23 protein-coding genes are annotated in these 22,239 nt (G+C 51.3%); 21 read left to right on the top strand and 2 right to left on the bottom strand.

What is annotated here, in order from left to right; translation table 11 throughout:
- Positions 1 to 2: 2 nt before the first annotated feature.
- The 5 genes from HGBM_RS16095 to HGBM_RS16075 are packed head-to-tail and all read left to right on the top strand — an operon-like array spanning position 3 to position 3,962.
- Complete coding sequence (locus HGBM_RS16095; RefSeq protein ID WP_019122121.1) at positions 3 to 797, top strand: creatininase family protein; 795 nt, start codon at positions 3 to 5, stop codon at positions 795 to 797.
- A gap of 41 nt (positions 798 to 838) precedes the next feature.
- Complete coding sequence (locus HGBM_RS16090) at positions 839 to 1,345, top strand: RidA family protein (RefSeq protein ID WP_019122120.1); 507 nt, start codon at positions 839 to 841, stop codon at positions 1,343 to 1,345.
- A complete protein-coding gene (locus HGBM_RS16085) occupies positions 1,323 to 2,264 on the top strand; it encodes a sugar kinase (protein ID WP_019122119.1) in 942 nt (313 codons plus the stop codon). Before HGBM_RS16090 ends, HGBM_RS16085 begins: the two co-directional genes overlap by 23 nt.
- A 17-nt stretch (positions 2,265 to 2,281) precedes the next feature.
- Entirely contained in the window at positions 2,282 to 2,941 is a 660-nt protein-coding gene (locus HGBM_RS16080) for a bifunctional 4-hydroxy-2-oxoglutarate aldolase/2-dehydro-3-deoxy-phosphogluconate aldolase (RefSeq protein ID WP_019122118.1), read from the top strand.
- Between the two features lie 58 nt (positions 2,942 to 2,999).
- Positions 3,000 to 3,962, top strand: a complete 963-nt coding sequence (locus tag HGBM_RS16075; protein WP_019122117.1) for a threonine ammonia-lyase — start codon at positions 3,000 to 3,002, stop codon at positions 3,960 to 3,962.
- A 270-nt stretch (positions 3,963 to 4,232) separates the two neighbouring features.
- Here the strand turns inward: HGBM_RS16075 and acnA are convergent, their stop codons facing one another.
- Both acnA and HGBM_RS16065 read right to left on the bottom strand, forming a co-directional pair.
- Positions 4,233 to 6,962 carry an aconitate hydratase AcnA gene (gene acnA / locus HGBM_RS16070; protein ID WP_019122116.1) on the bottom strand — a complete coding sequence of 910 codons (2,730 nt, stop codon included), beginning with the start codon at positions 6,960 to 6,962 and terminating at the stop codon, positions 4,233 to 4,235.
- A 208-nt stretch (positions 6,963 to 7,170) separates the two neighbouring features.
- Positions 7,171 to 7,875, bottom strand: coding sequence for a molybdenum cofactor biosynthesis protein (locus HGBM_RS16065; RefSeq protein ID WP_019122115.1), 705 nt, complete (start codon positions 7,873 to 7,875; stop codon positions 7,171 to 7,173).
- 269 nt (positions 7,876 to 8,144) lie between these two features.
- Between HGBM_RS16065 and HGBM_RS16060 the strand changes: the two genes are divergently transcribed.
- The 16 genes from HGBM_RS16060 to HGBM_RS15985 all read left to right on the top strand — a co-directional run bounded on the left by HGBM_RS16060 (position 8,145) and on the right by HGBM_RS15985 (position 22,042).
- Complete coding sequence (locus HGBM_RS16060) at positions 8,145 to 9,005, top strand: PHP domain-containing protein (RefSeq protein WP_019122114.1); 861 nt, start codon at positions 8,145 to 8,147, stop codon at positions 9,003 to 9,005.
- A 26-nt stretch (positions 9,006 to 9,031) separates the two neighbouring features.
- Positions 9,032 to 9,664, top strand: a complete 633-nt coding sequence (locus HGBM_RS16055) for a DapH/DapD/GlmU-related protein (protein ID WP_019122113.1) — start codon at positions 9,032 to 9,034, stop codon at positions 9,662 to 9,664.
- Positions 9,665 to 9,729: 65 nt separating this feature from the next.
- Complete coding sequence (locus HGBM_RS16050; RefSeq protein WP_019122112.1) at positions 9,730 to 10,431, top strand: GntR family transcriptional regulator; 702 nt, start codon at positions 9,730 to 9,732, stop codon at positions 10,429 to 10,431.
- An 80-nt stretch (positions 10,432 to 10,511) separates the two neighbouring features.
- Complete coding sequence (phnG, locus tag HGBM_RS16045) at positions 10,512 to 10,937, top strand: phosphonate C-P lyase system protein PhnG (RefSeq protein WP_019122111.1); 426 nt, start codon at positions 10,512 to 10,514, stop codon at positions 10,935 to 10,937.
- A gap of 11 nt (positions 10,938 to 10,948) precedes the next feature.
- Positions 10,949 to 11,548, top strand: coding sequence for a phosphonate C-P lyase system protein PhnH (gene phnH / locus HGBM_RS16040; protein ID WP_019122110.1), 600 nt, complete (start codon positions 10,949 to 10,951; stop codon positions 11,546 to 11,548).
- Positions 11,549 to 12,703 (top strand): carbon-phosphorus lyase complex subunit PhnI, encoded by a 1,155-nt coding sequence (locus tag HGBM_RS16035; RefSeq protein WP_019122109.1) that lies wholly within the window; start codon positions 11,549 to 11,551, stop codon positions 12,701 to 12,703.
- Positions 12,687 to 13,547 carry an alpha-D-ribose 1-methylphosphonate 5-phosphate C-P-lyase PhnJ gene (locus HGBM_RS16030; protein ID WP_019122108.1) on the top strand — a complete coding sequence of 287 codons (861 nt, stop codon included), beginning with the start codon at positions 12,687 to 12,689 and terminating at the stop codon, positions 13,545 to 13,547. The genes HGBM_RS16035 and HGBM_RS16030 overlap by 17 nt, the downstream gene beginning before the upstream one ends.
- 15 nt (positions 13,548 to 13,562) lie before the next feature.
- Entirely contained in the window at positions 13,563 to 14,408 is an 846-nt protein-coding gene (locus HGBM_RS16025) for an ATP-binding cassette domain-containing protein (protein WP_019122107.1), read from the top strand.
- Positions 14,409 to 14,434: 26 nt separating this feature from the next.
- A complete protein-coding gene (gene phnM / locus HGBM_RS16020) occupies positions 14,435 to 15,613 on the top strand; it encodes a phosphonate metabolism protein PhnM (RefSeq protein WP_019122106.1) in 1,179 nt (392 codons plus the stop codon).
- Between the two features lie 14 nt (positions 15,614 to 15,627).
- A complete protein-coding gene (locus HGBM_RS16015; RefSeq protein ID WP_019122105.1) occupies positions 15,628 to 16,329 on the top strand; it encodes a phosphonate C-P lyase system protein PhnL in 702 nt (233 codons plus the stop codon).
- Between the two features lie 129 nt (positions 16,330 to 16,458).
- Positions 16,459 to 17,526, top strand: a complete 1,068-nt coding sequence (locus HGBM_RS16010) for a PhnD/SsuA/transferrin family substrate-binding protein (RefSeq protein WP_019122104.1) — start codon at positions 16,459 to 16,461, stop codon at positions 17,524 to 17,526.
- A gap of 13 nt (positions 17,527 to 17,539) precedes the next feature.
- Positions 17,540 to 18,328, top strand: coding sequence for a phosphonate ABC transporter ATP-binding protein (gene phnC, locus HGBM_RS16005; RefSeq protein WP_019122103.1), 789 nt, complete (start codon positions 17,540 to 17,542; stop codon positions 18,326 to 18,328).
- The gene (locus HGBM_RS16000; protein ID WP_019122102.1) at positions 18,318 to 19,103 is read left to right on the top strand and encodes a PhnE/PtxC family ABC transporter permease; all 786 of its coding nucleotides are present in this window, start codon (positions 18,318 to 18,320) and stop codon (positions 19,101 to 19,103) included. Before phnC ends, HGBM_RS16000 begins: the two co-directional genes overlap by 11 nt.
- On the top strand, positions 19,104 to 19,982 hold the full coding sequence (locus tag HGBM_RS15995) for a PhnE/PtxC family ABC transporter permease (RefSeq protein ID WP_019122101.1): 879 nt from the start codon (positions 19,104 to 19,106) through the stop codon (positions 19,980 to 19,982).
- A 75-nt stretch (positions 19,983 to 20,057) separates the two neighbouring features.
- Entirely contained in the window at positions 20,058 to 20,546 is a 489-nt protein-coding gene (gene moaC, locus HGBM_RS15990) for a cyclic pyranopterin monophosphate synthase MoaC (protein WP_019122100.1), read from the top strand.
- A gap of 152 nt (positions 20,547 to 20,698) precedes the next feature.
- Entirely contained in the window at positions 20,699 to 22,042 is a 1,344-nt protein-coding gene (locus tag HGBM_RS15985; protein WP_019122099.1) for a cytochrome P450, read from the top strand.
- Positions 22,043 to 22,239 lie beyond the last annotated feature (197 nt).

The raw sequence follows: 22,239 nt of genomic DNA, 5'->3' as shown, positions 1-22,239 counted from the left end.
TTATGAGTACAGCCAATCAAGCGATGTTTGAGCTCGGCCGGATGACCACCTTTGAAGCCGAAGAGCGGTTCAAGCAGGTGGAGGCGGCCATTATACCCGTTGGCTCCACAGAACAGCACGGCTGCAACATGACATTGGATACCGATACCCGCCTGGCCCATGAGGTTGCCAACAAAATAGCCGAACGGATGTATCCGCGCCTGCTCGTTCTCCCTCCGATCCCTGTCGGTGTTTCCTATCATCACATGGATTTCGCGGGGAGCATGACGCTGTCCCCAGCCACACTGCAAGCTGTCGTTTTTGACTATATCAAAAGCATGAAACGGCATGGAATCAAGCGTTTCCTGTTGATGAACGGCCATGGCGGCAATCAGACGACGCTCTCCGTGGCGTCAACAGTAGCCAAGCATGAGCTTGGCGTTCAAATTGCCAACATCTTTTATTGGAACCTGGCGTCGGAGGAAATCTCCCGCAAGGTAAAATCTGTCCGGTACGGTCACGCCTGTGAAGCCGAAGCGTCTTTCGGATTGTACCTCGATCCCGGGATTGTCAGGGCGGATGACCTGCGCCCTGCTGACATGCTGGATTACCCCATGGTATTTACCCAGTTTGAACCGGGACCGCGGGTAGACTATCCGTACAGTTGGAACCAGCTGACGAAAGACGGATCGTTTGGCGATGCCCGGGATGCATCACTGCAGCTTGGACGAGAGATCATCGACCTGGTCATCCTGCGGATGGAGCGGTTTATTGAAGATTTTCTCAAGCTTGATCTCGTGGAGGCCGAATCTACGTAACCATCACAGCTGCCAACTTGAATAAAAAGGAGTCTGGAACTATGGCAAGGATCGAAAAAAGATTAGCCGAAATGGGTATCACACTGCCGCCTGCGCCGAAACCGGCCGCGATTTACCAGCCAGCCAAGCGGGTAGGCAATCTTGTCTACCTGTCAGGCCAGGACTGCCGGGTTGACGGAGTACTGAAGTACAAGGGGAAAATAGGCTCCGATTTAACGGTTGAGCAGGGCTACGACGCTGCGAGGCAGACGGGAATTAACTGCCTGGCTGTTTTGAAGGAATTTTTAGGTGATTTGGATAGGGTAAAACAGATTGTGAAAGTTCTGGCGTTCGTCAATTCCGCGGATGGTTTTGCCGAACAGCCATATGTCATAAACGGATGTTCCGAATTGTTTGTCGAGGTGTTTGGCGAAAAAGGCAAACACGCTCGCTCTGCGATCTCCTCCAACGAACTGCCCTTTCATACGCCAGTTGAAATCGAAGTCATTGTAGAAATCGAAGATGAATTCAGTAAGGATGGATACCATGGATGTAGTTACCTTTGGTGAGACGATGGTCCTGTTTTATCCTCCTACCGTGGGGCCGCTGCGGTTTGCAACCACGTTTCACCGATCGATTGGCGGTGCCGAGTCCAACGTTGCCATTTGCCTCGCCAGGTTGGGCCACCAGGCAGGATGGTTCAGCCGGTTGGGAAACGACGAGTTTGGCGTGTACGTGCGAAATTTTATCAGGGGGGAAGGAGTTGATACCTCCCGGGTCCTCTTTGACGACCAGTTTCCCACGGGACTGTTTTTTAAAGAGCGCCAGGCGATGCAAGAACCGAGAGTCACTTATTACCGCAAGGATTCGGCCGCCAGCAAACTGTCGCCGGCCGATGTGGACGAGGAGTACCTCAGCCGGGCAAAGTTCCTTCACCTGACGGGCATTACCCCTGCGCTTGGTCCATCTTGTCTGGATGCGGTTCACCATGCCATCACCCTGGCGAAAAAGCACGGATTAACCGTCGTGTTCGACCCCAATATTCGCCTGAAGCTCTGGACGAAGGAGCGTACCCGGGAAGTGCTGCTGGAGGTTGCCAAGAAGTGTGACATTGTCATGCCGGGCCTGGAGGAGGGAGAAATCCTGACTGGACAGACATCCCCGGAAGAGATCGCGAAGGTCTTTTTACAAACGGGCGTAAATCTGGCCGTGATCAAGCTGGGAGAAAAAGGGGCGTACTATGCCACTTGCGGAGCCGATGAGTATGTTCCCGGTTTTCCCGTCGCGCAAATCGTCGATCCGATCGGTGCCGGCGACGGTTTTGCCGGCGGGTTCCTGTCGGGGCTTATCCGCGGCTGGCCGTACCGGAAAGCGGTAGAATTGGGAAATCGGATTGGCGCGTACGCCTTGACGGTGGCCGGAGATGTGGAAGGATATCCGTTCGAATCGCAGATTTTTTCAGACCAGACAAAAGAGATCAAAAGGTAGAGGAGCGAAAGGTACAGATGCTGCCGATCATAGAGTTGCTCGGAAAGCTGACGGAATCGGGGGTGATTGCCGTCATCAGGAGGGTGCCGGAAGACAAGGTTGACAAAGTGGCGGAAAGCCTGGTCGAAGGCGGGGTTACGGCCCTGGAAGTGACTGTCGACTCGCCGGGAGCCTTCGACGCGATCCGCCGACTGTCCCAAAACCTGAAAGGGCGGGCGATTGTCGGGGCAGGAACCGTCATTGACAGTGAGTCGGCCAGGTTGGCGATCGCCAGCGGGGCTGATTTTATCTTTAGTCCGAGTCTTCATCAAGACGTCATCCGAACCTCGCTGCGTTATGGCAAAATCGCAATACCCGGGGTGATGACACCGACAGAAATCATCACCGCCATGGAGTGGGGGGCTGCGATGGTAAAGGTTTTTCCGGCAGCGACACTGGGCGTTTCGTACGTCAAGGACGTCAAGGGTCCCTTCCCCCATGTTCCGATCGTCGTGACGGGTGGAGTCGATCTGAACAATTTGGCCGCCTTCGTAAAGGCCGGAGTCGCTGCCGTTGGCATTGGCGGCCACCTGGTCAATCGGCAGGCTGTCGAATCCGGAGATTTTGCCAAGCTGACGGAACTGGCTGCCCAGTTTACCCAAGCGGTCAAACAGGCGCGCAGCGGCCGGGAACAGTGATTCGTTTCACACGCATGGCGAACGGGCATACGTGAAGATCCAGGAGGAGTGAAGACTCGTGTACGTTACCGTTTCAGATATTCAACAGGCGAGAGAAAACCTGGTCGGCGTGATACAGGCCACTCCTTTGCAGTACTCGAAGACATTCAGCGACATGTCGGGAAATGAAATCTATTTCAAGCCCGAGAACCTGCAAAAGACGGGGTCGTTTAAGGTGCGGGGGGCGTATCATAAAATTTCCCATCTGTCAGCGGCGGAAAAAAGCGCAGGCGTCGTCGCCTTCTCAGCCGGAAATCACGGCGCGGGAACAGCCTATGCAGCCCGCCTGCTGGGCGTAAAAGCAACTATCTCCATGCCGACAGAGCCGGTTCAAAGCAAAAAGGCGGCCGTGATCGGATACGGGGCCAGGGTGGTCGACGGCGGGAGCACGTCCATCACGATGTACCAGAGGGCCTTGGAATTAAGCCAAAGCGAAGGGCTGACCATGGTCCACCCGTTTGACGACCTACTGACGATCGCCGGCCAGGGAACGATTGGCCTGGAAATACTCGATGAGCTTCCCGACGTGGAAGCAGTGATCATCCCCGTCGGCGGCGGCGGGTTAATCTCCGGAGTGGCGGCTGCATTAAAGGAAAGCAATCCCGCTATCCAGGTCATCGGCGTCAATCCGGAAGGGGCAAGATCGATGTACGAATCGGTCGTCACCGGCCGCCTGACAGAAGTCGATCAGCTTGAGACGATGGCCGACGGACTCAAGGCCAAGCGGGTCGGCGAGAGGACGTTTGCCCATGCGCAAAAATACGTTGACGAGATGGTACTGGTGTCCGAAGAGGAGATCGCCAAGGCGGCAGTTCTGCTGGCGGCGAGAGGAAAGCTGGTGGCAGAGCCTTCAGGAGCGGCCGCCCTTGCTGCGATGGCCTTTCAGAGAACCAGGCTGAGAGGGAAAAAGACAGTTGTGCTGGTCAGCGGGGGAAATGTAGATATGAAGCTGTTCGCCGACCTGATCGCAAGGTACATGTAAGGAGTCAGAAAGGCCCATTCCGGTTAAAAAGCTAGTCCCTTCCTGTTTCCATGGAAGGGTTATTTTTCATGAAAAAAGGTATATCACCTGTTTTTAGGAAAAGTGGTTCGTACCCGCGTGTGAAAATGGGTTAACAATTGCCCGCCTGGAGATATCGGGGGATAAAAACCAGGAGCCCGGTACAATAACCGGACTCCTGGTTTTTACGTATAAAGTATGCCGCCAGACAGGGGCAAGACCCACATCAGTCATGGGCCTTTGCCTGTATGCTTAGCTTACCGGCACTTGTTTTTCATCCATCATTTGACGGAGAACAGCTTGCAGAATACCGCCGTTGCGGTAGTAGTCGACGTCTACCATGCTGTCGAGGCGGACGATCGCATCGAAGTCAAACTGGCTGCCGTCTTGGCGGGTAACGTGCACTTTGATGCGTTGGCCAGGCTGCACGTTGTCACTCAGGCCCAGGATGTCAAAGGTTTCCGTGCCATCCAGGTTGAGCGAACGCCAGCTTGCACCGTCTGCAAACTGCAGCGGCAGAACGCCCATGCCTACCAGGTTGGAGCGGTGAATGCGCTCGAAGCTCTCGGCGATGACTGCCTTGACTCCAAGCAGGAAGGTACCTTTTGCCGCCCAGTCGCGGGAACTTCCCGTTCCGTACTCTTTTCCGGCGATGACGACCAGCGGCGTACCTGTTGCCTGGTATTTCATGGAAGCATCGTAGATCGACATGATTTCACCGGTTGGCAGGTACTTGGTCACGCCGCCTTCCGTACCAGGTGCCACTTGGTTGCGGATGCGGATGTTGGCAAACGTACCGCGCATCATCACATCGTGGCTGCCGCGGCGGGAACCGTAGGAGTTGAAGTCTTTGCGCTCCACTCCCTTGGACTGCAGATAAAGACCGGCCGGGCTGGTTGGCGAGATGTTACCTGCCGGCGAGATGTGGTCAGTCGTGACGGAATCTCCGAGCAGGGCCAGTGTTTTCGCGCCTTTGATTTCACCGATATGTCCCACTTCCGGAGACAGATTCTTGAAGAACGGCGGTTCTTGAATGTAGGTGGAGTTGGGATCCCACTCGTACAAGTCGCCGGTCGGCACGTCGATTTTGTTCCAGCTCTCGTTTGCCGTAAAGACTTGGGCGTACTGGGCGCGGAACAGTTCCGGGTTCATCGCCTTGCTCATGACCTCGGCGATTTCCTGCGGCGTTGGCCAGATGTCTTTCAGGTAGACAGGGTTGCCGTGTTTGTCATGGCCAAGCGGTTCCGTCTCAAGGTCGATGTCGACGGTTCCAGCCAGTGCGTACGCGATGACGAGCGGCGGAGAAGCCAGGTAGTTCGCTTTGACCAGCGCGTGAATGCGTCCTTCAAAGTTGCGGTTGCCGGACAGTACGGCAGCTACCGTCATGTCGTTGTCAGCGATTGCTTTGCTGACTTCTTCCGGCAGCGGACCGGAGTTTCCGATACAAGTCGTGCAGCCGTAGCCGACGACGTTGAAGCCAAGGGCGTCGAGCGAATCCATCAGGCCGGCGTCGACAAGGTACTGTGTGACGACACGGGAGCCGGGAGCCAGCGAGCTCTTGACATAGCCCGGTTTTTTCAGGCCTTTTTCCACCGCTTTCTTGGCGAGCAGCCCGGCACCCAACATGACGCTCGGGTTGGAGGTGTTGGTGCAGGAGGTGATGGCCGCGATGACGACAGCTCCTGTTTTCATCGTGCTGGTTTCGCCGTTGGGATGGTGCACTTCCACGCTTTTCGCGATTTTGGCCTCATCGAGACCGAAGCCGCCTTTGTCGATCGGAGTGCGCAGGCTTTGGTTGAAAGCTTCTTTCATTTGCGTCAGCTCTACCCGGTCTTGCGGGCGTTTCGGTCCTGCAAGGCTGGGAACGACAGTGGACAGATCAAGCTCCAACGTGTCGGAGAAGACCGGATCCGGAGTGTCATCCGTACGGAACAAGCCTTGTGCTTTGGTATAGGTTTCGACCAATTGAATCAGTTCTTCGCTGCGGCCGGTTTGGCGCAGGTAGTTAAGCGTTTCGGCATCGACAGGGAAGAAGCCCATCGTCGCGCCGTACTCAGGCGCCATATTGGCAACGGTAGCGCGGTCTGCAAGCGAGATGTTGGAGAGGCCGGGTCCGTAGAATTCGACGAACTTGCCGACAACGCCTTTTTTCCGCAGCATTTGCGTTACGGTCAGGGCCAGGTCGGTGGCGGTAGCTCCCGGCTTCAACGTACCGGTCAGCTTGAAGCCGACGACTTCAGGCGTTACGAAGTAGAGCGGCTGTCCCAGCATCCCTGCTTCTGCCTCGATGCCGCCGACACCCCAGCCGAGCACGCCCAAACCGTTGATCATCGTGGTATGGGAGTCGGTACCGACCAGAGAGTCCGGGAAAGCGACGACTTCGCCGTCGATCTCACGGGTGGCGACAACGGTTGCCAGGTATTCCAGGTTTACTTGGTGAACGATCCCGGTCGCCGGAGGTACGGCACGGAAGTTGTCAAATGCCGTTTGCGCCCAGCGCAGGAAGCGGTAGCGCTCTTCGTTGCGTTCGAATTCCAGTTTCATGTTGGCTGCGAGCGCATCTGCCGAACCAAACTCGTCTACCATGACAGAGTGGTCGATGACCAGATCGACAGGTACCAGTGGGTTGATCCGTTTTGGATCGCCGCCGCTCTTTTTCATCGCGACGCGCATTGCTGCCAGGTCGACGACAGCCGGCACGCCGGTGAAGTCCTGCAGAACGATCCGGGCAGGCGCCAGCGGCACCTCTTTGTTGGCATCGCGCCCTTTGGTCCAATTGGCCAGCTGCTGAACGTGTTCCTTGGTGATCGCGCGGCCGTCAAATTGGCGAACCGCCGCTTCGAGCAGCACTTTAATCGAAAAAGGCAGCTTGGAAACTTGCCCGATGCCTTGTTCTTCAAGGCCCTGGATGCGATAGTACGCATACGCTTTGCCCTGCACGGTCAATGACGATTTTACTGAATAAGCGTCTTTGTTAGCCAAACGTATTACCTCCTTTATTATACAGAAGAAATGGCTGGGGAAAGATTCTGGTTTCACCAGATGAAACGACGTTTCGTTTCTGTTCGAGTACATTATACTTGATTCTTGGCAAATCTTCCACCCTATTTTCACACAATGTTCAAAGTTGCCCTTGGTCACCTATGTAGGCCGCCGCATGACGATTGCAAACATCTTGCGGCATCAGCGGTTATACAGTCGGATCAGCAGGTGCGAGCGGGTTCCAGGGACCCTGCTGATGTCCCTTCCATTCACTGCCGTCTTCCCACACTTCCTTTTTCCAGATCGGGACGATCTGTTTCAACCGTTCGATCGCATAACGGCCTGCTTCAAAAGATTCATTCCGGTGCGGCGTGGCAACGGCAATGATCACGGCGATCTCCTCAATCGATAATTGGCCGATGCGATGGTGCATGGCGACCTGTGCTCCTGGCCAGCGCTCTTCGATTTCCGCTGCAATCTGTTTCATTTTTTCCACAGCCATCGGGGCATATGCTTCGTAGGACAGATATACAGTCCGCTGTCCTTTGGTGAACTCCCGAACCGTGCCGACAAAAGTAAGGACAGCTCCGGCGTGCGGGTTGGACACGAGTTTGATCAGTGTATCTGCGCTGAGCGGTTCTTCTGTCACCAAAAACCGTGAGGAATCTTCCCCGCCGCTGACAGGGGGGATCAGCGCGACCTCCGCATTCGCGGGCACCGTCTGATCTGGTGCGGCGTACTCCTGGTTAAGCGAGACAAAGCAGCTGGGCAAGAGCGATGCCAGAGCGGGGGCGGTTTGTCCAATCTGCTGAAGCAGGAATTCTACGGTTGCCCCCTCGGGAATTTCCACTTCGAGCTGGCGTGTTCCCGCACGCTCAGCCAAACCGGCAAAAAGCAGAACAGATACTCTCATCTACGATTCCTCACTTTCCATTTATTACTCTGTTTTGGAACAGGGTTGAATCCTCCCCTTGACGATATCACAAGTGGGCGCGGACCGCCAGCAGGCACACCAGAGCCTTGGCTGGCAAGCATTCGCACGGGCGAGGTCCGTTTGTGAAATCGGCAGGACAGACGTTTACATGTATTTTAACATTCCGTTTACAGTGCTTTAACCCTTGCAACTTGGCATCAAGTTAGACTTGGGTCGTGGTCTTAAAGCGATGCTAAGGAGGTTCTCCTATGAAAGTAGAGCTGCATTGTCATACGACTGTATCCGATGGTTCCTTTTCGTTTGACGAAGTGCTGGATCTTGCCTTGAAAGAAGACGTAGGCTGTTTGGCCATCACGAACCATGATACGACCAAAGGCCTTGAGGAAATGGTGATCCTCGGAAAAGAACGAGGTATCGAAATTATCCCTGGCATTGAAATATCTGCTTACGATTTTATGAGGAAAACGAGAGTACATATTTTGGGTTACTTTATCGAACCGGGGCACCCCGCAATTGCGACCTTATGCCGACCGCTGCTCGACAAACGCCAGCAAGCAAGCCTGGCCATGATTAACAAACTGGTCGAAGCCGGATATTCCATCACCTTGGAACAAGTAATGAAGTTTGCGGAAGGCGGCACTGGCATTTATAAACAACACATCATGCATGCGCTGGTCGAACAAGGGTACACTACGGCCATTTACGGAGAGTTGTACAAAAAACTGTTTTCCCGCGGCCAGAATGGGGAGCAGCCAGGCATAGCCTATATTCCTATGGAATACGTCGATGCAAAATCCGCCATTCAAGCAATCCGGATGGCCGGAGGCGTGCCCGTTCTGGCACATCCCGGGCAGTACCATAATTTCGACGCTTTACCGGAACTGGTGGAAAGCGGGCTTCAGGGCATCGAAGCATGGCATCCGCTGCACGAGCCCGATGACGAAGTGAAAGCTCAGGAGTACGCCTTGGCATACGATTTGGTCGTAACAGGAGGGTCGGATTTTCACGGTTTTTATGGAGAAAAAGAAGTATTGTTGGGCTCCAAAAGCCCAGGCATGGCCTGCGTAAACGAGTTAAAAGCGCGAAAAGAAATGCGGATCGTAAAATAACCGTACCTAAAAGGAGTTGTTGCAGCATGCGGCACATTCATCGGCCAGGATCTTATGCCAAGCTTTCAGCCGAACCAAGCATTCATGAAAGCACTCATATGGAAAACAGCTTCGCCGGGCAATGGACCTCGATCGGTCCCCGCAACAAAATCGTTGAATCAAAGCTCGGCGACTACACTTATACAATGGATGACGTGACGATCAACTATACGGAGGTTGGAAAATTTACTTCTATTGCTTCCCACGTTTGTATTAATCCTGTAAACCATCCGATGGATCGGGTGACTCAGCACCACATGACCTACCGCAGGGCAGCTTACGGTTTTGCCGACACGGATGATGAAACGATTTTCAACTGGCGCCGTTCCAACCGGGTCACGATTGGCCATGATGTTTGGATCGGGCACGGGGCGATCGTGATGAAAGGAGTCAGCGTAGGAACCGGGGCGGTCATAGGCTCGGGCGCAGTCGTGACGAAAGATGTTGAGCCTTATACGGTTGTAGCGGGCGTTCCCGCCAAGCTTATTAAAGTAAGGTTTCCCCGGGAGATCGCTGATAAGCTGCTGCAAATTGCCTGGTGGGAATGGCCGCGCGAGGTTTTGGAACAACGTTTTTACGAACTGAATGATATGGAAAGCTTTCTCCGGAAATACAGCTGAACCTGCATCTGATGCTGAATGCCCCGTGCCTTGTTTCCGAGTTATCGTTTAGGAGGTTGGCTGAAATGTCTGAAGAGATGGATATCATGGATCACTTGATTGCGGATATTCAGGCAGGCAAATACGATCCCGACGATAAGCTGCCGTCTGAGAACGAGCTTGCGGATCTGTTCCGTGTCCCCCGGATCACCGCGCGGAAAGCTTATGAAAGGCTTCAAGAGCTGGGCTATATCTATTCCAAACAAGGAAAAGGCAGCTTTGTCAAAGACCGGCATCAGCGTATACCCTTGGCGTTGTTCACAAGAGAAAGCTTCAGCAAAAAGATGATGCAGCTGGGCTATAACTATCAATCGAAAAATATATTTTGCGAGCCAATCGAATATAACAACAAAATTTATGAAGCACTCGGAGCGGAAGAGCAGGATCGGGTGTTTAAAGTGGGAAGGCTGCGAATCATCGATCAAGTCCCGATGGCTGTACATATTTCTTATGTGGCGGAAACGATGTTTGGCGAAATCGAACGAATCGGGAGCGAAATTACCTCGATGTTCGAATTTTACAGGGAAAGAGGATATACGGACCTCCGTTCCACACAAACTTTGCTAAGCGTTACTTTCCCTTCCAAATATGAGAGGGCACTGCTTGCGTGTTCAGGTTTGATCCCTTTGTTAGTTTTAGAATCCGAATGTGTGGATCACCGGACCGGCCGAACGCTTGAGTACAGCAAAACGATCTACCGCGGCGACTACTTTACCTATGTACTTTAACATGAACTTAACATCCGCTGGCCTGGCAACAAGATATCGTGGTTGTTGGCAGACGATCACAAGCGGGAAGGAGGTTTGGCATGAAGCGGAAACAAAGAACGGAGATCCTGATTAACGGTTCTGCCGGGCTTGCAGCTGCATTAGCGCAAGAAATCAAAAATCGGTATCAAGTGACAACGATAGAGGAGCCGAATCATGGCTTGGTGATGGTAAAGGTAAGAGAAACCGCGCAGAAAAGCTTGTTTTATTTGGGCGAAGTATTCGTTACCGAATGCAAGGTCCAAATTGAAGGCTGTATGGGGATTGGAATCTTGAAAGGCGACGAACCGGAGCGAGCCTACGATTTGGCAGTCATTGATGCGGCATATGAAGCCCGGCTGAAAGAAACCGCTGCTTGGTCGGTATTGCTGCAGGCCGAAGCGGACCGAATCGCGGACGAGCGAAAAGCATTCGCAGCCAAAATGCTAAGGACCAAAGTAGATTTTGAAACAATGGACACGGAATGAAAGGGGAGACAATGGTGAAGCTGGACCTGGTTCACGATATTCAAGCTTCCTATAGAAAAGTAGTAGATTCCATGTCGAGGCCGGGATTGATCTCCGATCTTGCCGCTGAGGCTGGCAAGCTGGACAGGGATGCCGGTTGTTTTCCTTCGACCATGATAATCGCCATGATGCTTCTGGATACGGAGGTCACCTTCAAAGTGTTTTCCGAAAAGGAAGCCCAGGTTACGCACATGTTCAACCGGCTAACTTACGCCAATACAGCGGAAGCGGAGCGTGCGGATTTTATTTTTGTTCTGCAGGATGCTGCATCGGACGATTTGCGGAACGCTCTCCAAAAGGCGAAGATCGGAGAGCTGATCGATCCTCACCAATCAGCCACCGTTATCGTAGAAACGGAGGCGGTGTCGGGGGACAAGGCTTTACGGCTGACTGGTCCGGGCATTCGCGGCGAAAGCTTTGTTCAAGTGAAGGCGAGCGCGGACTGGATCCAAATTCGGGAGGAAAAAAACGCCGAGTATCCGCTTGGAATCGATCTCATCTTCATCGACGAGAGCCATCGTCTCCTTTGTTTGCCAAGGACGACTCAGATACGGAAGGAGGAAGTCAGGTAAATGGGGTACGTAGCGGTGAAAGGCGGCACCTTTGCCATTGAGGAATCATTGAAACGAATCAAATACGAGAGAGTAAAGCAAAAAAAAGTGCTGGACGTCGATAAGATCGAAAGCGGAATGAGAGGCTTGGTCGATCAAGTCATGTCGGAGAGCGGCCTGTACAGCGAAACGTTGGCGGCACTTGCGATCAAGCAAGCGGAAGGCAATCCGGAGGAAGCTGTTTTTCTTCTGAGAGCATACCGGTCCACTTTGCCCAGAAAGCATTATTCGAAAACGGTTGTTTCCGAGCAGATGCTGGTAGAAAGAAGAATTTCCGCCAGCTTCAAAGATATTCCGGGCGGGCAAATCCTTGGAGCGTCAACGGATTATAGCCATCGCTTGCTGGATTTTGACTTGATCGGTGAAACGGAAGCGGCGGTTAGCGAATGGCTGCACGAATTTGAACATGAAGCCGGAGCTGGGGAGAAGAGCCTCAATCAAGATACTGATTTAACCCGGTTGCCAAAAGTGTTGGATTATTTGAGAAAAGAAGGTCTCATAGCAAATTGTCCAGCAGATGACCGGGAGCCGGACGATGTGACGAGAAAGAGCTTGACGTTCCCGGCCAGCCGCAGCCAGAAGCTGCAAATTTTAACCCGGGGGCAGACGGGGGCTGTTACTTCGTTGGCGTATGCAGTTATCCGCGGATACGGAGCGACCCATCCTACCGTCGGCGAGTTGCGTGTCGGACAACTGCCCGTCTATATCAACAATCCGCTGAAGCCATCTGAGGACGAGGACGAAGCTTACTACATTGGAGACATCAAAGTGACGGAAGTGGAAATGCTGATGCCGGCAACCGTGGAAAGAGAAAAAGGCAGAAAAGAGCTTGAGTTTGATATCGGTTACGGGCTCTGCTACGGACAAAATGAAACCAAAGCGATTGCCATGAGCATTTTGGACAAAAACCTCGAGAAAGGCGATCAAAGCATACCGACGCAGAACGAGGAATTTGTTCTTTACCATATCGATTCAGTGGAGTCTACAGGGTTTATTTCTCACTTGAAAATGCCGCACTATGTCACCTTCCAATCCAAGTTGAACGATGTGCGCAAGACGAAGCAAGTTCAAAGCGAGAAAGCTGAAGGAGGTGTAACCTATGCGAATCCAATATAATTTCGCTTTTTTTGACGAAGGCTCGAAAAGAGAAATCCGCAGAGCGACCTTGAAAGCCATCGCCATCCCTGGATACCAGGTGCCTTTCGCCTCCAGAGAAATGCCTATTGGCCGGGGGTGGGGAACCGGAGGGCTTCAGCTCACCTTGTCCCTGATCGGGAAAAAGGACGTGCTCAAAGTAATCGATCAAGGATCGGACGAATCCGTCAACGCTGTGAGCATTAAAAAATTGATTCAAAAAACGACGGGCGTGAAAACCGTAGAAGATACGTCGGAAGCGACGCTCATTCAATCGAGGCACCGGATTCCGGAAATTCCGCTTAAGCCCGGCCAGATTCTCGTTCTGCAAGTGCCGCTGCCGGAACCTCTTCGGAAGTATGAACCCAGTGAGCGGGAAACCAAGAAGCTGCACGGGGAAAAGGATTACAGCGGCGCATGGTTGATGCTGTTCGAGCAAATCATGAAATACAGAAATATGACGACCGGCGCCGACCATCCGGTTATGGTGCATGACAGGTATGTGATGGCGCCGAGTCCTATACCGAAGTTCGACAACCCGAAGCTGGACAACTCCGAGGCGTTAATTTTGCTTGGCGCAGGCCGGGAAAAAAAGATTTATGCGGTTCCTCCCTATACCCGGGTCGTCTCGCTTTCGTTCGAAGACGTTCCTTTTCGGACGGAATCTTTCCAAGACAAGTCCTGCAAGCTGTGTGGAGCTCAAGGGGTGTTTATGGACGAACTGTTCGATGCCGCTGCCGGCGTCATCTATTACCAGTGCAATGATACCAGCTATTGTTTAAGCCGGATGAATCGGCAATCGGCAGTTCTTATGCAGTCCTTATAAAGAGGTGACGTAAAGATGGGTGAATCGGCAGCTCCGATCCTGACTATCAAAAACTTGAACAAGCAATTCGGCAGCGGATGCGATCAATGCGGAAGCCGGGCGGGACGGAAATTAGACAAAAATTACTGTCCGGCTTGCGGCACCGTATATTCGTGTCAGGATATATCGCTTGAACTATATCCCGGTGAAGTTTTAGGCATAGTGGGCGAGAGCGGCAGCGGCAAGTCGACGTTGATGAGATGCATTTATTTTGACCAGGAGGTGACAAGCGGAGAAGCCTACCTCCAGGCCTATAAGGAAGGTAGGAGCAATCTGTTTGAGGAGTCTGCCCAGCAAAAAAGATTTATCCGGAATCACTTGATGGGCAAAGTTTACCAAAATCCAGTGATGGGTTTGAGAATGCAGTTTACCTCGATCGGTAATATTGCGGAGAAGATGATCGCAGCCGGAAACCGAAATGTTGGGGCGATGGAAGCGAGGGGAAGAGAGCTGCTGGATCGGGTTTATATTCCCGTATACCGGATGAAGGAAGCCCCGAAAAACTTCTCCGGAGGCATGCAGCAGAGGGTTCAAATCGCCAAGGCGTTATCCAACAACCCGCCGATTCTTTTGCTGGACGAAGTAACGACAGGACTCGATTTATCAGTGCAAGCCAACGTGCTCGATTTGATCAAGCATTTGCAACGGGAACTGAACATCAGCATCCTCCTTGTTTCACACGATCTCAGCGTGATCCGCATGCTTGCCGACCGGACGATGGTCATGCTGAACGGCCAAGTGGTCGAACAAGGCTTAACCGACCAAATACTTGAAGACCCGCAGCATGCCTATACGCAGCAGTTGGTTCATTCGCTGCTCTAATCAAACCAACAGATGGAGGCAGTCGTATGTATCTGATTAAGAATGGACTCATTATAACGGAAGAGACGATTCTTGAAGGCTTCGATCTATTAATCCGGGAGGACCGGATCGAGCGAATAGCGAGGCAGGGGGAGATAGAGCCTGACGAATGCATCGAGGTGATCGATGCGGCTGGCGGGTATGTTTCCCCGGGATTCATCGACATTCATTCCGATTATATCGAACATATGACGGCGCCAAGGCCCACCTCTCTGATGGATTTCCGCCTAGGCCTTCGGGAAGCCGAAAAAGAACTGATTTCCCATGGCATAACAACGATGTATCACTCGCTGTCGATCTTTAAATCTCTCGATTATAAGTACAGGCCGATCCGTGAGCCGGAAAATGTGAGGAAATTGATTGATTTGATCGATCAGACTCATGAGACCAAGCATTTGGTACGCCATCGGTTTCACGCGAGATTTGAGATCGACAATGTGGAGGAAATCGATAATGTAAAAAGGTATATCTCCGAGCGGAAGGTACATCTTGTCTCATTCATGGATCATACGCCGGGACAAGGGCAATACCGGGACCTGGAAGTTTACAGGAAAACGATCAAAGGGTATGAGCAAATCAACGACGAAAGCATCGATGAACTCATATTCAAGCATCAAACGAAACCGAAAATAACCGAGGCGGGGATCCGGGAGATCGCGGAGCTGGCCAAAGAACATCAGATACCTATTGCCTCCCATGACGACGATTCAATTGAAAAGCTGGAGCTGGTGCAAAGCTTCGGCGCCGTCATCAGCGAATTCCCGATTACTCTGGAAATTGCCAGGAAAGCAAAGGAAAAAGGGATGTATACCGTAGCGGGGGCGCCGAATGTGATTTTGGGCGGTTCGCACAATGGAAACTTGTCGGCTGCGGAAGCGGTCCGGCATCACAGCATCGACATTCTGTGCAGCGATTATTATCCGGCTGCGCTGCTTCATGCTGTATTTTATCTCGCGAACCATTGTCAGATGGACTTGGTTGAAATGTTCAAGCTCGTTTCACTGAATCCCGCAAGAGCGGTCAGCATTGATGAGGAAATCGGCTCCATCCGGGAAGGGAAAAAGGCTGACCTTCTCGTGATTGAAAAGATCGAACCTGATTTTCCGGTCATCACTACGGTGTTTGTGGACGGAAAGCTGATACAGAAAACCAATTACAGGATTTGATAGGGTGGGGTTTTGTGGAAAACATACTGACGATCGAGCATTTGTCCAAATCATTTACTTTGCATAACATAAACAAACATATCAAAGCGATAAATAACGTAAGCTTTTTCGTTAAGGAAGGTGAATTCGTCGGTATCACCGGAAAAAGCGGCAGCGGAAAATCAACGGTTCTAAGGTGCATTTACCGCACGTATTTGCCGCAAAAAGGTCATATTGTATACAATTCCAAAAAATTCGGGCCAATCGACCTTGCTCATGCCCCCGAGAGAACGATTATCGAGTTGCGCAAGAATGAGATAGGCTATGTATCGCAATTTTTGAATGTAATGCCCAGAACGACAGCCAGGGAATTGGTCAAGCATGCGATTTTGGAGATGGGCCGCGAAGCTGAATTTGCCGACCGTGAAACGGAGAAGATGCTCGATCATTTCGAATTGGACCGCAGCTTATGGGACAGTTACCCGACCACTTTCTCAGGCGGTGAGAAGCTTCGATTAAACATCGCAAGGGCGATGGTGAAGCGCCCGAGACTGCTGCTGCTGGACGAACCGACGGCAAGTCTCGATCATGCTTCAAAGATCAAAGTCAAGGTATTGATCGAGCAGTTGATGAAAGAAGGAACAACAATGCTCGGCATCTTCCACGATCTTGAATTCATGCAAAATCTGTGCAACCGGGAATACCGCATCCAGGATGGTCAATTTGTATCGAGTTAAATCGTTGTTATTTTTATCTTACATGAATTTAAAATTCGAGTAACAAACCATTGATAAACAATTTGTATACTTGACTTGAATAACACATCATCAAGAAAAACCGATTTGAAATTGGAGAGGAGATTTAAAATGAAAAAAGCATTTGCCCTTTGTATTGCTTTATCTCTGGTAGCGGTAGTTACAGCTTGCAGTTCCAAATCGGCTGATTCCAACAACACGTCTGCCCCCGCAACCACGGCCCAAACGAAAGACACCATTACGATCGCATGGTATCCGAACGAATCGGGTGCGGATTTGCAAGATACGCGGGATGAAATTGGGAAAGTGATTGAGAAAGCAACGGGAAAGAAAGTATTACATAAGACGACAACGGATTACATCATTGCAATCGAGTCCATCGCCAACGGGAATGCCGACCTGGCGTATATGGGAGCTCAAGGCTATGTTGAAGCGAACGCCAAAAACAAGGAGGTTCAACCGCTTATCGTAAATAGCGGCGAATCAGGTACATTGGATGATGCTATTTACTACAGCTGGTTAAGTGTTAGAAAAGGAGATGAAGAAGCCTATAAAAACGGCGACGGCTTTTCCATCGACAACATTGTCGGTAAAAAATTCTCTTTCGTTTCCAACAGCTCCACTTCCGGATTTAAAGTGCCTTCTACCGGGATCGTAAGCCATTTCAGCAAACAAGATAAATATAAAAACTTGACGGAGGAAGATTTGCTTCAAGGAGGCAAAGACAAGTTTTTCAGCGAGGTGCTGTTCGGAGGTTCGCACCAAGGCTCTGCGGCCAACCTGCTGATGGGTAAGGCGGATGTAGCTGCGTTCTGTGATAGTTGCGTGTCCAACTACGTGGAATTGGCATCCGGAACGGCCAATAAACCTGGAGCGATATACAAGGTAAAACAAGGCGCCGCTGAGCCGTTTAACACGCTGGTTGGGAAAGAATTTGCAGTCATTTCCGTAACGCCGGTTCTGAACGGACCTTTCGCCGTCAATATGGGAACGGTTAGTGCTGAAGACGTTAAGAAGCTTAGAGACGCTTTTACTTCCGATGAGGTCACGAAAAACCCGAAAATTTTCCTGCCGAAGGATTCCAAGGGAACAGCTATATTCAAGCAGAAAACCGGCAAGGAACATTTCGTTACGGTAGAAGACGCTTGGTACAATCCGATCCGGGAATTGTCCAAATAAGCCAGGAGTTGCCATGACAACGTTACTGGAATTTAAAAATGTATCCAAGCAATACGGTCATGATACAAAGGCGTTATCAGATGTTAGCTTCGCTGTGAAAGAAGGAGAATTTGTTTCGATCATCGGACCTTCGGGAGCGGGAAAGTCGACTCTCCTTCGATGCATTAACCGTATGATTGATGCGAGCAGCGGCGAGATTATTTTCGATGGCGCCAATGTAATGGATTTTCGGAAAAAAGAGTTAAAGAAGCTGCGCACGCGAATCGGCATGATTTTCCAACATTACAATTTGGTCAACCGTTTAAGCGTGATTGAAAACGTCCTGCACGGCCGGCTTGGTTATAAGTCCACGCTGGCCGGCGTTCTGGGCTTGTACACCGAAGAAGAAAAGCAGCAGGCTTACAGCATTTTGCGGATTCTCGGTTTGGAAGATCACATTTACAAAAGATGCGACCAGCTAAGCGGCGGACAAAAGCAGCGGGTTGGGATTGCCAGAGCCTTGGTCCAAAACCCGAAGATGCTGCTCTGCGATGAACCTATCGCTTCTTTGGACCCGAACGCCTCCAGGATTATTATGGAGCATCTTAAAAATATATCGTCCTCCATGGGAATTACCGTTATCATCAATTTGCACCAAGTGGACGTGGCTTTGAAATATTCGGACCGAATTATTGGAGTTAATAAAGGAAGAGTGGTGTATGACGGAACGCCTGATGGAGTCAAGACAAATGAGCTCCAAAGCATCTATGGTACCGATTTTGGGAAAACCGTTGATGAGCAGGGAGGACAACATGCAGGCTGATTTCTTTGCGAAGAAAAGACGAAACTCGTTCATTTATTTCGCCTTGTTGATATTTTTGACTTGGGGTGCAATCACCGTGACGGAATATGATGTGATCAAAGGCTTTACCTCGATTCCGAAAGCGGTAGAATGGACATTTTCCAACTTTTATCCGAATGAGAAGGCAATGACAAAGCTGCCGGACATATTGAAAACACTTGTTGAAACGGTGCTGGTATCCATTGCGGCAACAACGGTGGCTGCTTTGTTCGCTCTGCTGTGCGCGATTTTAGGCTCCAATACGACTGGAATAAACGGCATATTCAGCTCATTCAGCAGAGCTGTCGCAGCTTTGTTCCGCAACATCGATGTTGCAGCATGGTCCATGATTTTGCTGTTTTCGTTCGGACAAAACGTCTTAACGGGATATTTTGCGCTGTTTTTCGGAACGTTCGGATTTTTGACAAGGGCTTTTATGGAATCGATCGACGAGGTAAGCCAAAGTTCCGTGGAAGCCTTAAGAGCTACGGGAGCTGGTTATTTTCCGATTATTTTTCAATCCGTCATTCCTGCGAGCATGCCTCAGCTTCTTAGCTGGATTTTGTTTATGGTGGAAACGAACATCCGCCATGCGACTCTCATAGGAATTTTGACAGGGACGGGAATCGGATTCTTGTTTAGCTTATATTATAAAAGCTTGAATTACAGCTCAGCCAGCTTGGTAGTGATCGTCATTGTCGCGGCTATTTTAATCATAGAGTATATTTCAAATTATGTGAGAAGGGTGATCTTGTAAATGGGATGGGGATGGGATGAATCGATCAGAGCCGTCAATGATAAAGCCGGGAACAAGGCTGGACAGATTCACAACAAACCGATCAGAACGAAGCCTTTCAATAAGGCTTCCTTCGTTATCCAAATCACCCTGCTCACGTTAGTCGCTTTGACCTTGTACGGTTTCAGTAGCTTCGATTATAAAGACGTCCATTTTTTCGAAGCGGCTTATAACTCGCTCGTTACGGTCAAGACGATGTTTCTAGAGCCGCATTTTCAGCATTTTACGTTTGCCGGAGCTCTTAAGCAAGTCATCGTTACGCTCGGGCTTGCGTTTCTTACGACATTGTTCGGCGCCGTTATTGCGTTGTTTTTAGGGCTTTTGGCTGCACGAAACTTATCCTCGAACACGGTTTCCGTGATGATAAAAGGAATGGTTGCTTTCATCAGGGGGGTTCCAACGGTTTTGTGGGTTTTGATTTTTGCGGTAGCAGCCGGTTTGGGGAGTGTTGCGGCTGTTATCGGCATGACCTTTCATTCCGTCGGATATTTGATTAAGGCTTATTCCGAGTCTTTCGAAGAGTTGGATAAAGATGTGGTGGAAGCGCTCAAGGCAAGCGGTGCCAATTGGTGGCAGATTGTGTTCCAGGCCGTCATCCCTTCTTCCATAACGTATCTCATCTCTTGGACCTTCATGCGGTTTGAAATCAACTTTGCCGTTGCAGTCGCTATGGGAGCGGCGGCCGGTGCCGGCGGGATCGGGTTTGATATGTTTATGGCAAGCGCATTTTATTATGACGTGCGGGAAATTGGCGTAATTACTTATTTCATCTTAGCGTTTGCCATCGCCTTGGAAATTTTGGCCACAAGAATGAAACGAAAACTAAGAGCAGCCGAATAGGTTTTTTTCGTTGATTTTGTCCAGATACTCCGATAGGGTAAGAGTAAGAAAAAATCGATCGGAGGACGGGCACAGATGAATCCAAAAGATGAATTGACCCATTTTAATCAGCAGCAGCGGGCGAGAATGGTAGATGTATCAGAAAAAGCGGTTACAGCACGGACGGCAGTTGCCCGCAGTCAGGTCACGATGAACAAGGAAACACTTAGACGCATTCGCGAAGGCAACGTCGGCAAAGGTGACGTATTGGCTGTCGCCCAGGTAGCGGGAGTGATGGCAGCAAAAAAAACAGCGGAGATCATCCCGATGTGCCACCCGCTGCCGCTTACGGGAATTGACATCCAATTCAGCTTTGAAGGGGAAGAAACGCTGGCTGTGGAAGCGACGGTGAAGACGACAGGGCAGACCGGTGTAGAGATGGAGGCGCTCACTTGTGCCAGCGCAGTTGTCTTGACTGTGTACGATATGTGTAAAGCCATGGATAAAGCGATGGTGCTCGGCCCTACGTATCTGGTGAGCAAAACGGGCGGAAAGAGCGGCGACTACCACCGGAATAATCAATAGTCAATCACACAGAGGAGGGGGCAAGTCCCAGTCTGGACCAGACTTTTTGGGACTTGCTTTTTTCTATTTCGCGCATGCTGAAACATTTTTACATGAAACGGGGAAAAGGTATAGATACTAGATGGAGAAAGACGAAAAAGGAGCGATAGTCGATGGTCAAATCATTGATTTCCGGGCCGAAGGGGCTGCCCATCTCCGGCAACTTGTTGGAATTTCGCAAAGATCCGCTCGCTTTCCTGCAGCGGGCGGCGGAGGAGTACGGGGACGTGGTTCACATCCGTTTTGGCCCGAAACGCCATGTGTATCTGATCAGCAACCCCGATTACATAAAAGAAGTATTGGTGACCCAACACGCCAGTTTTCACAAGGCAAAGGGGCTGCAGACAGCGAAAGCGGTCGTCGGGGAGGGGATCTTGACCAGTGAGGGCAAGAAGCATTTGCGGCAGCGGCGGCTGATCCAGCCGGCCTTTCGCAAAGAACGCATCGCCTCCTATGCGGATGACATGGTCGGATTTGCCAAAAAGATGACCGATTCGTGGCAGGACGGGGAGGAGCGGATGATCAATCAGGATATGATGGAGCTCACCTTGGCGATCATTACCAATACCATGTTCGGCACCGATGTACATGAAAGTGCCAAGGAGATCGGCCGTGCGATCGAGGTGGGGCTTCATTACGTCAGCCGAAAAGCCAGTTCCATCTTCGACATCCCCCCTTCGGTGCCGACGAAGAGCAACCGTGAGTTTCAGCAGGCCAACGAGATTTTAAACAAAGCGATCTATAAAATAATAGAAGAGAGGCGCCGGAAAAACGCTGCGGACCTGAGCGACTTGCTCGCGATGCTGCTTGCCGCCCGGGACGAAGAGGACGGAACAGGCATGACCAACGAGCAGGTCAGGGACGAGGTGATGACCATCTTTATCGCCGGCCATGAGACGACGGCCAACACGCTGTCGTGGACCTGGTACCTTTTGTCCCAGCATCCGGAGGCGGAGCGCCGTTTGTGGGAGGAGCTTGACACGGTACTGGAAGGCAGGCTGCCCACTGCAGAGGATATTCCGAAATTGACCTACACCACCAACATCGTCTGGGAAGCGCTGCGGCTGTACCCGGCTGCCTGGGCGATCAACCGCGAGGTCGTGGAGCCGGTCCAGATCGGCGAGTACCAATTTGAACCAGGCGAGACGATCATGATGAGCCAATACGTCATGCACCGCAAACCGGAGTACTTTGACCAACCCGACCAATTTATCCCCGAACGCTTTGAGGGGGACCTGCTCAAGCGAATCCCCCAGTTTGCCTTCTTCCCGTTTGGCGGCGGGCCGCGCATTTGTATCGGCAACAACTTCGCCCTGATGGAAGCGGCCCTCGTCATTGCGACCGTGGCACAGCGATTCCAGCTTCGGCTCGCGCCCGACCATCCGCCGGTTGAACCCGAGCCGCTGGTCACGCTGCGGCCGAAGAACGGCATCAGGATGGTGGTAAAGCAGCGATAGCCCTGTCATCAAATGCAGTTCATCCGCGTGGTGAAACTGCATTTTATTTTTTTGCAAGAAAGGGAAATTTTTTTTCCACTTGTTCGTAATACATTGTTAGATCGCCGCCCTGCACGTCTTTCCCCGCTTTATAAAAACGTTAGAATTTATTTCTTGTCTCGAAATATCTTCTGTGCCATAATATTTCATGTGCTGAA

It is taken from the genome of Brevibacillus massiliensis (genome assembly GCF_000311785.1).
Taxonomy (GTDB): Bacteria; Bacillota; Bacilli; order Brevibacillales; family Brevibacillaceae; genus Brevibacillus_C; species Brevibacillus_C massiliensis.
This window is presented reverse-complemented; position numbering and strand designations above follow the sequence as displayed.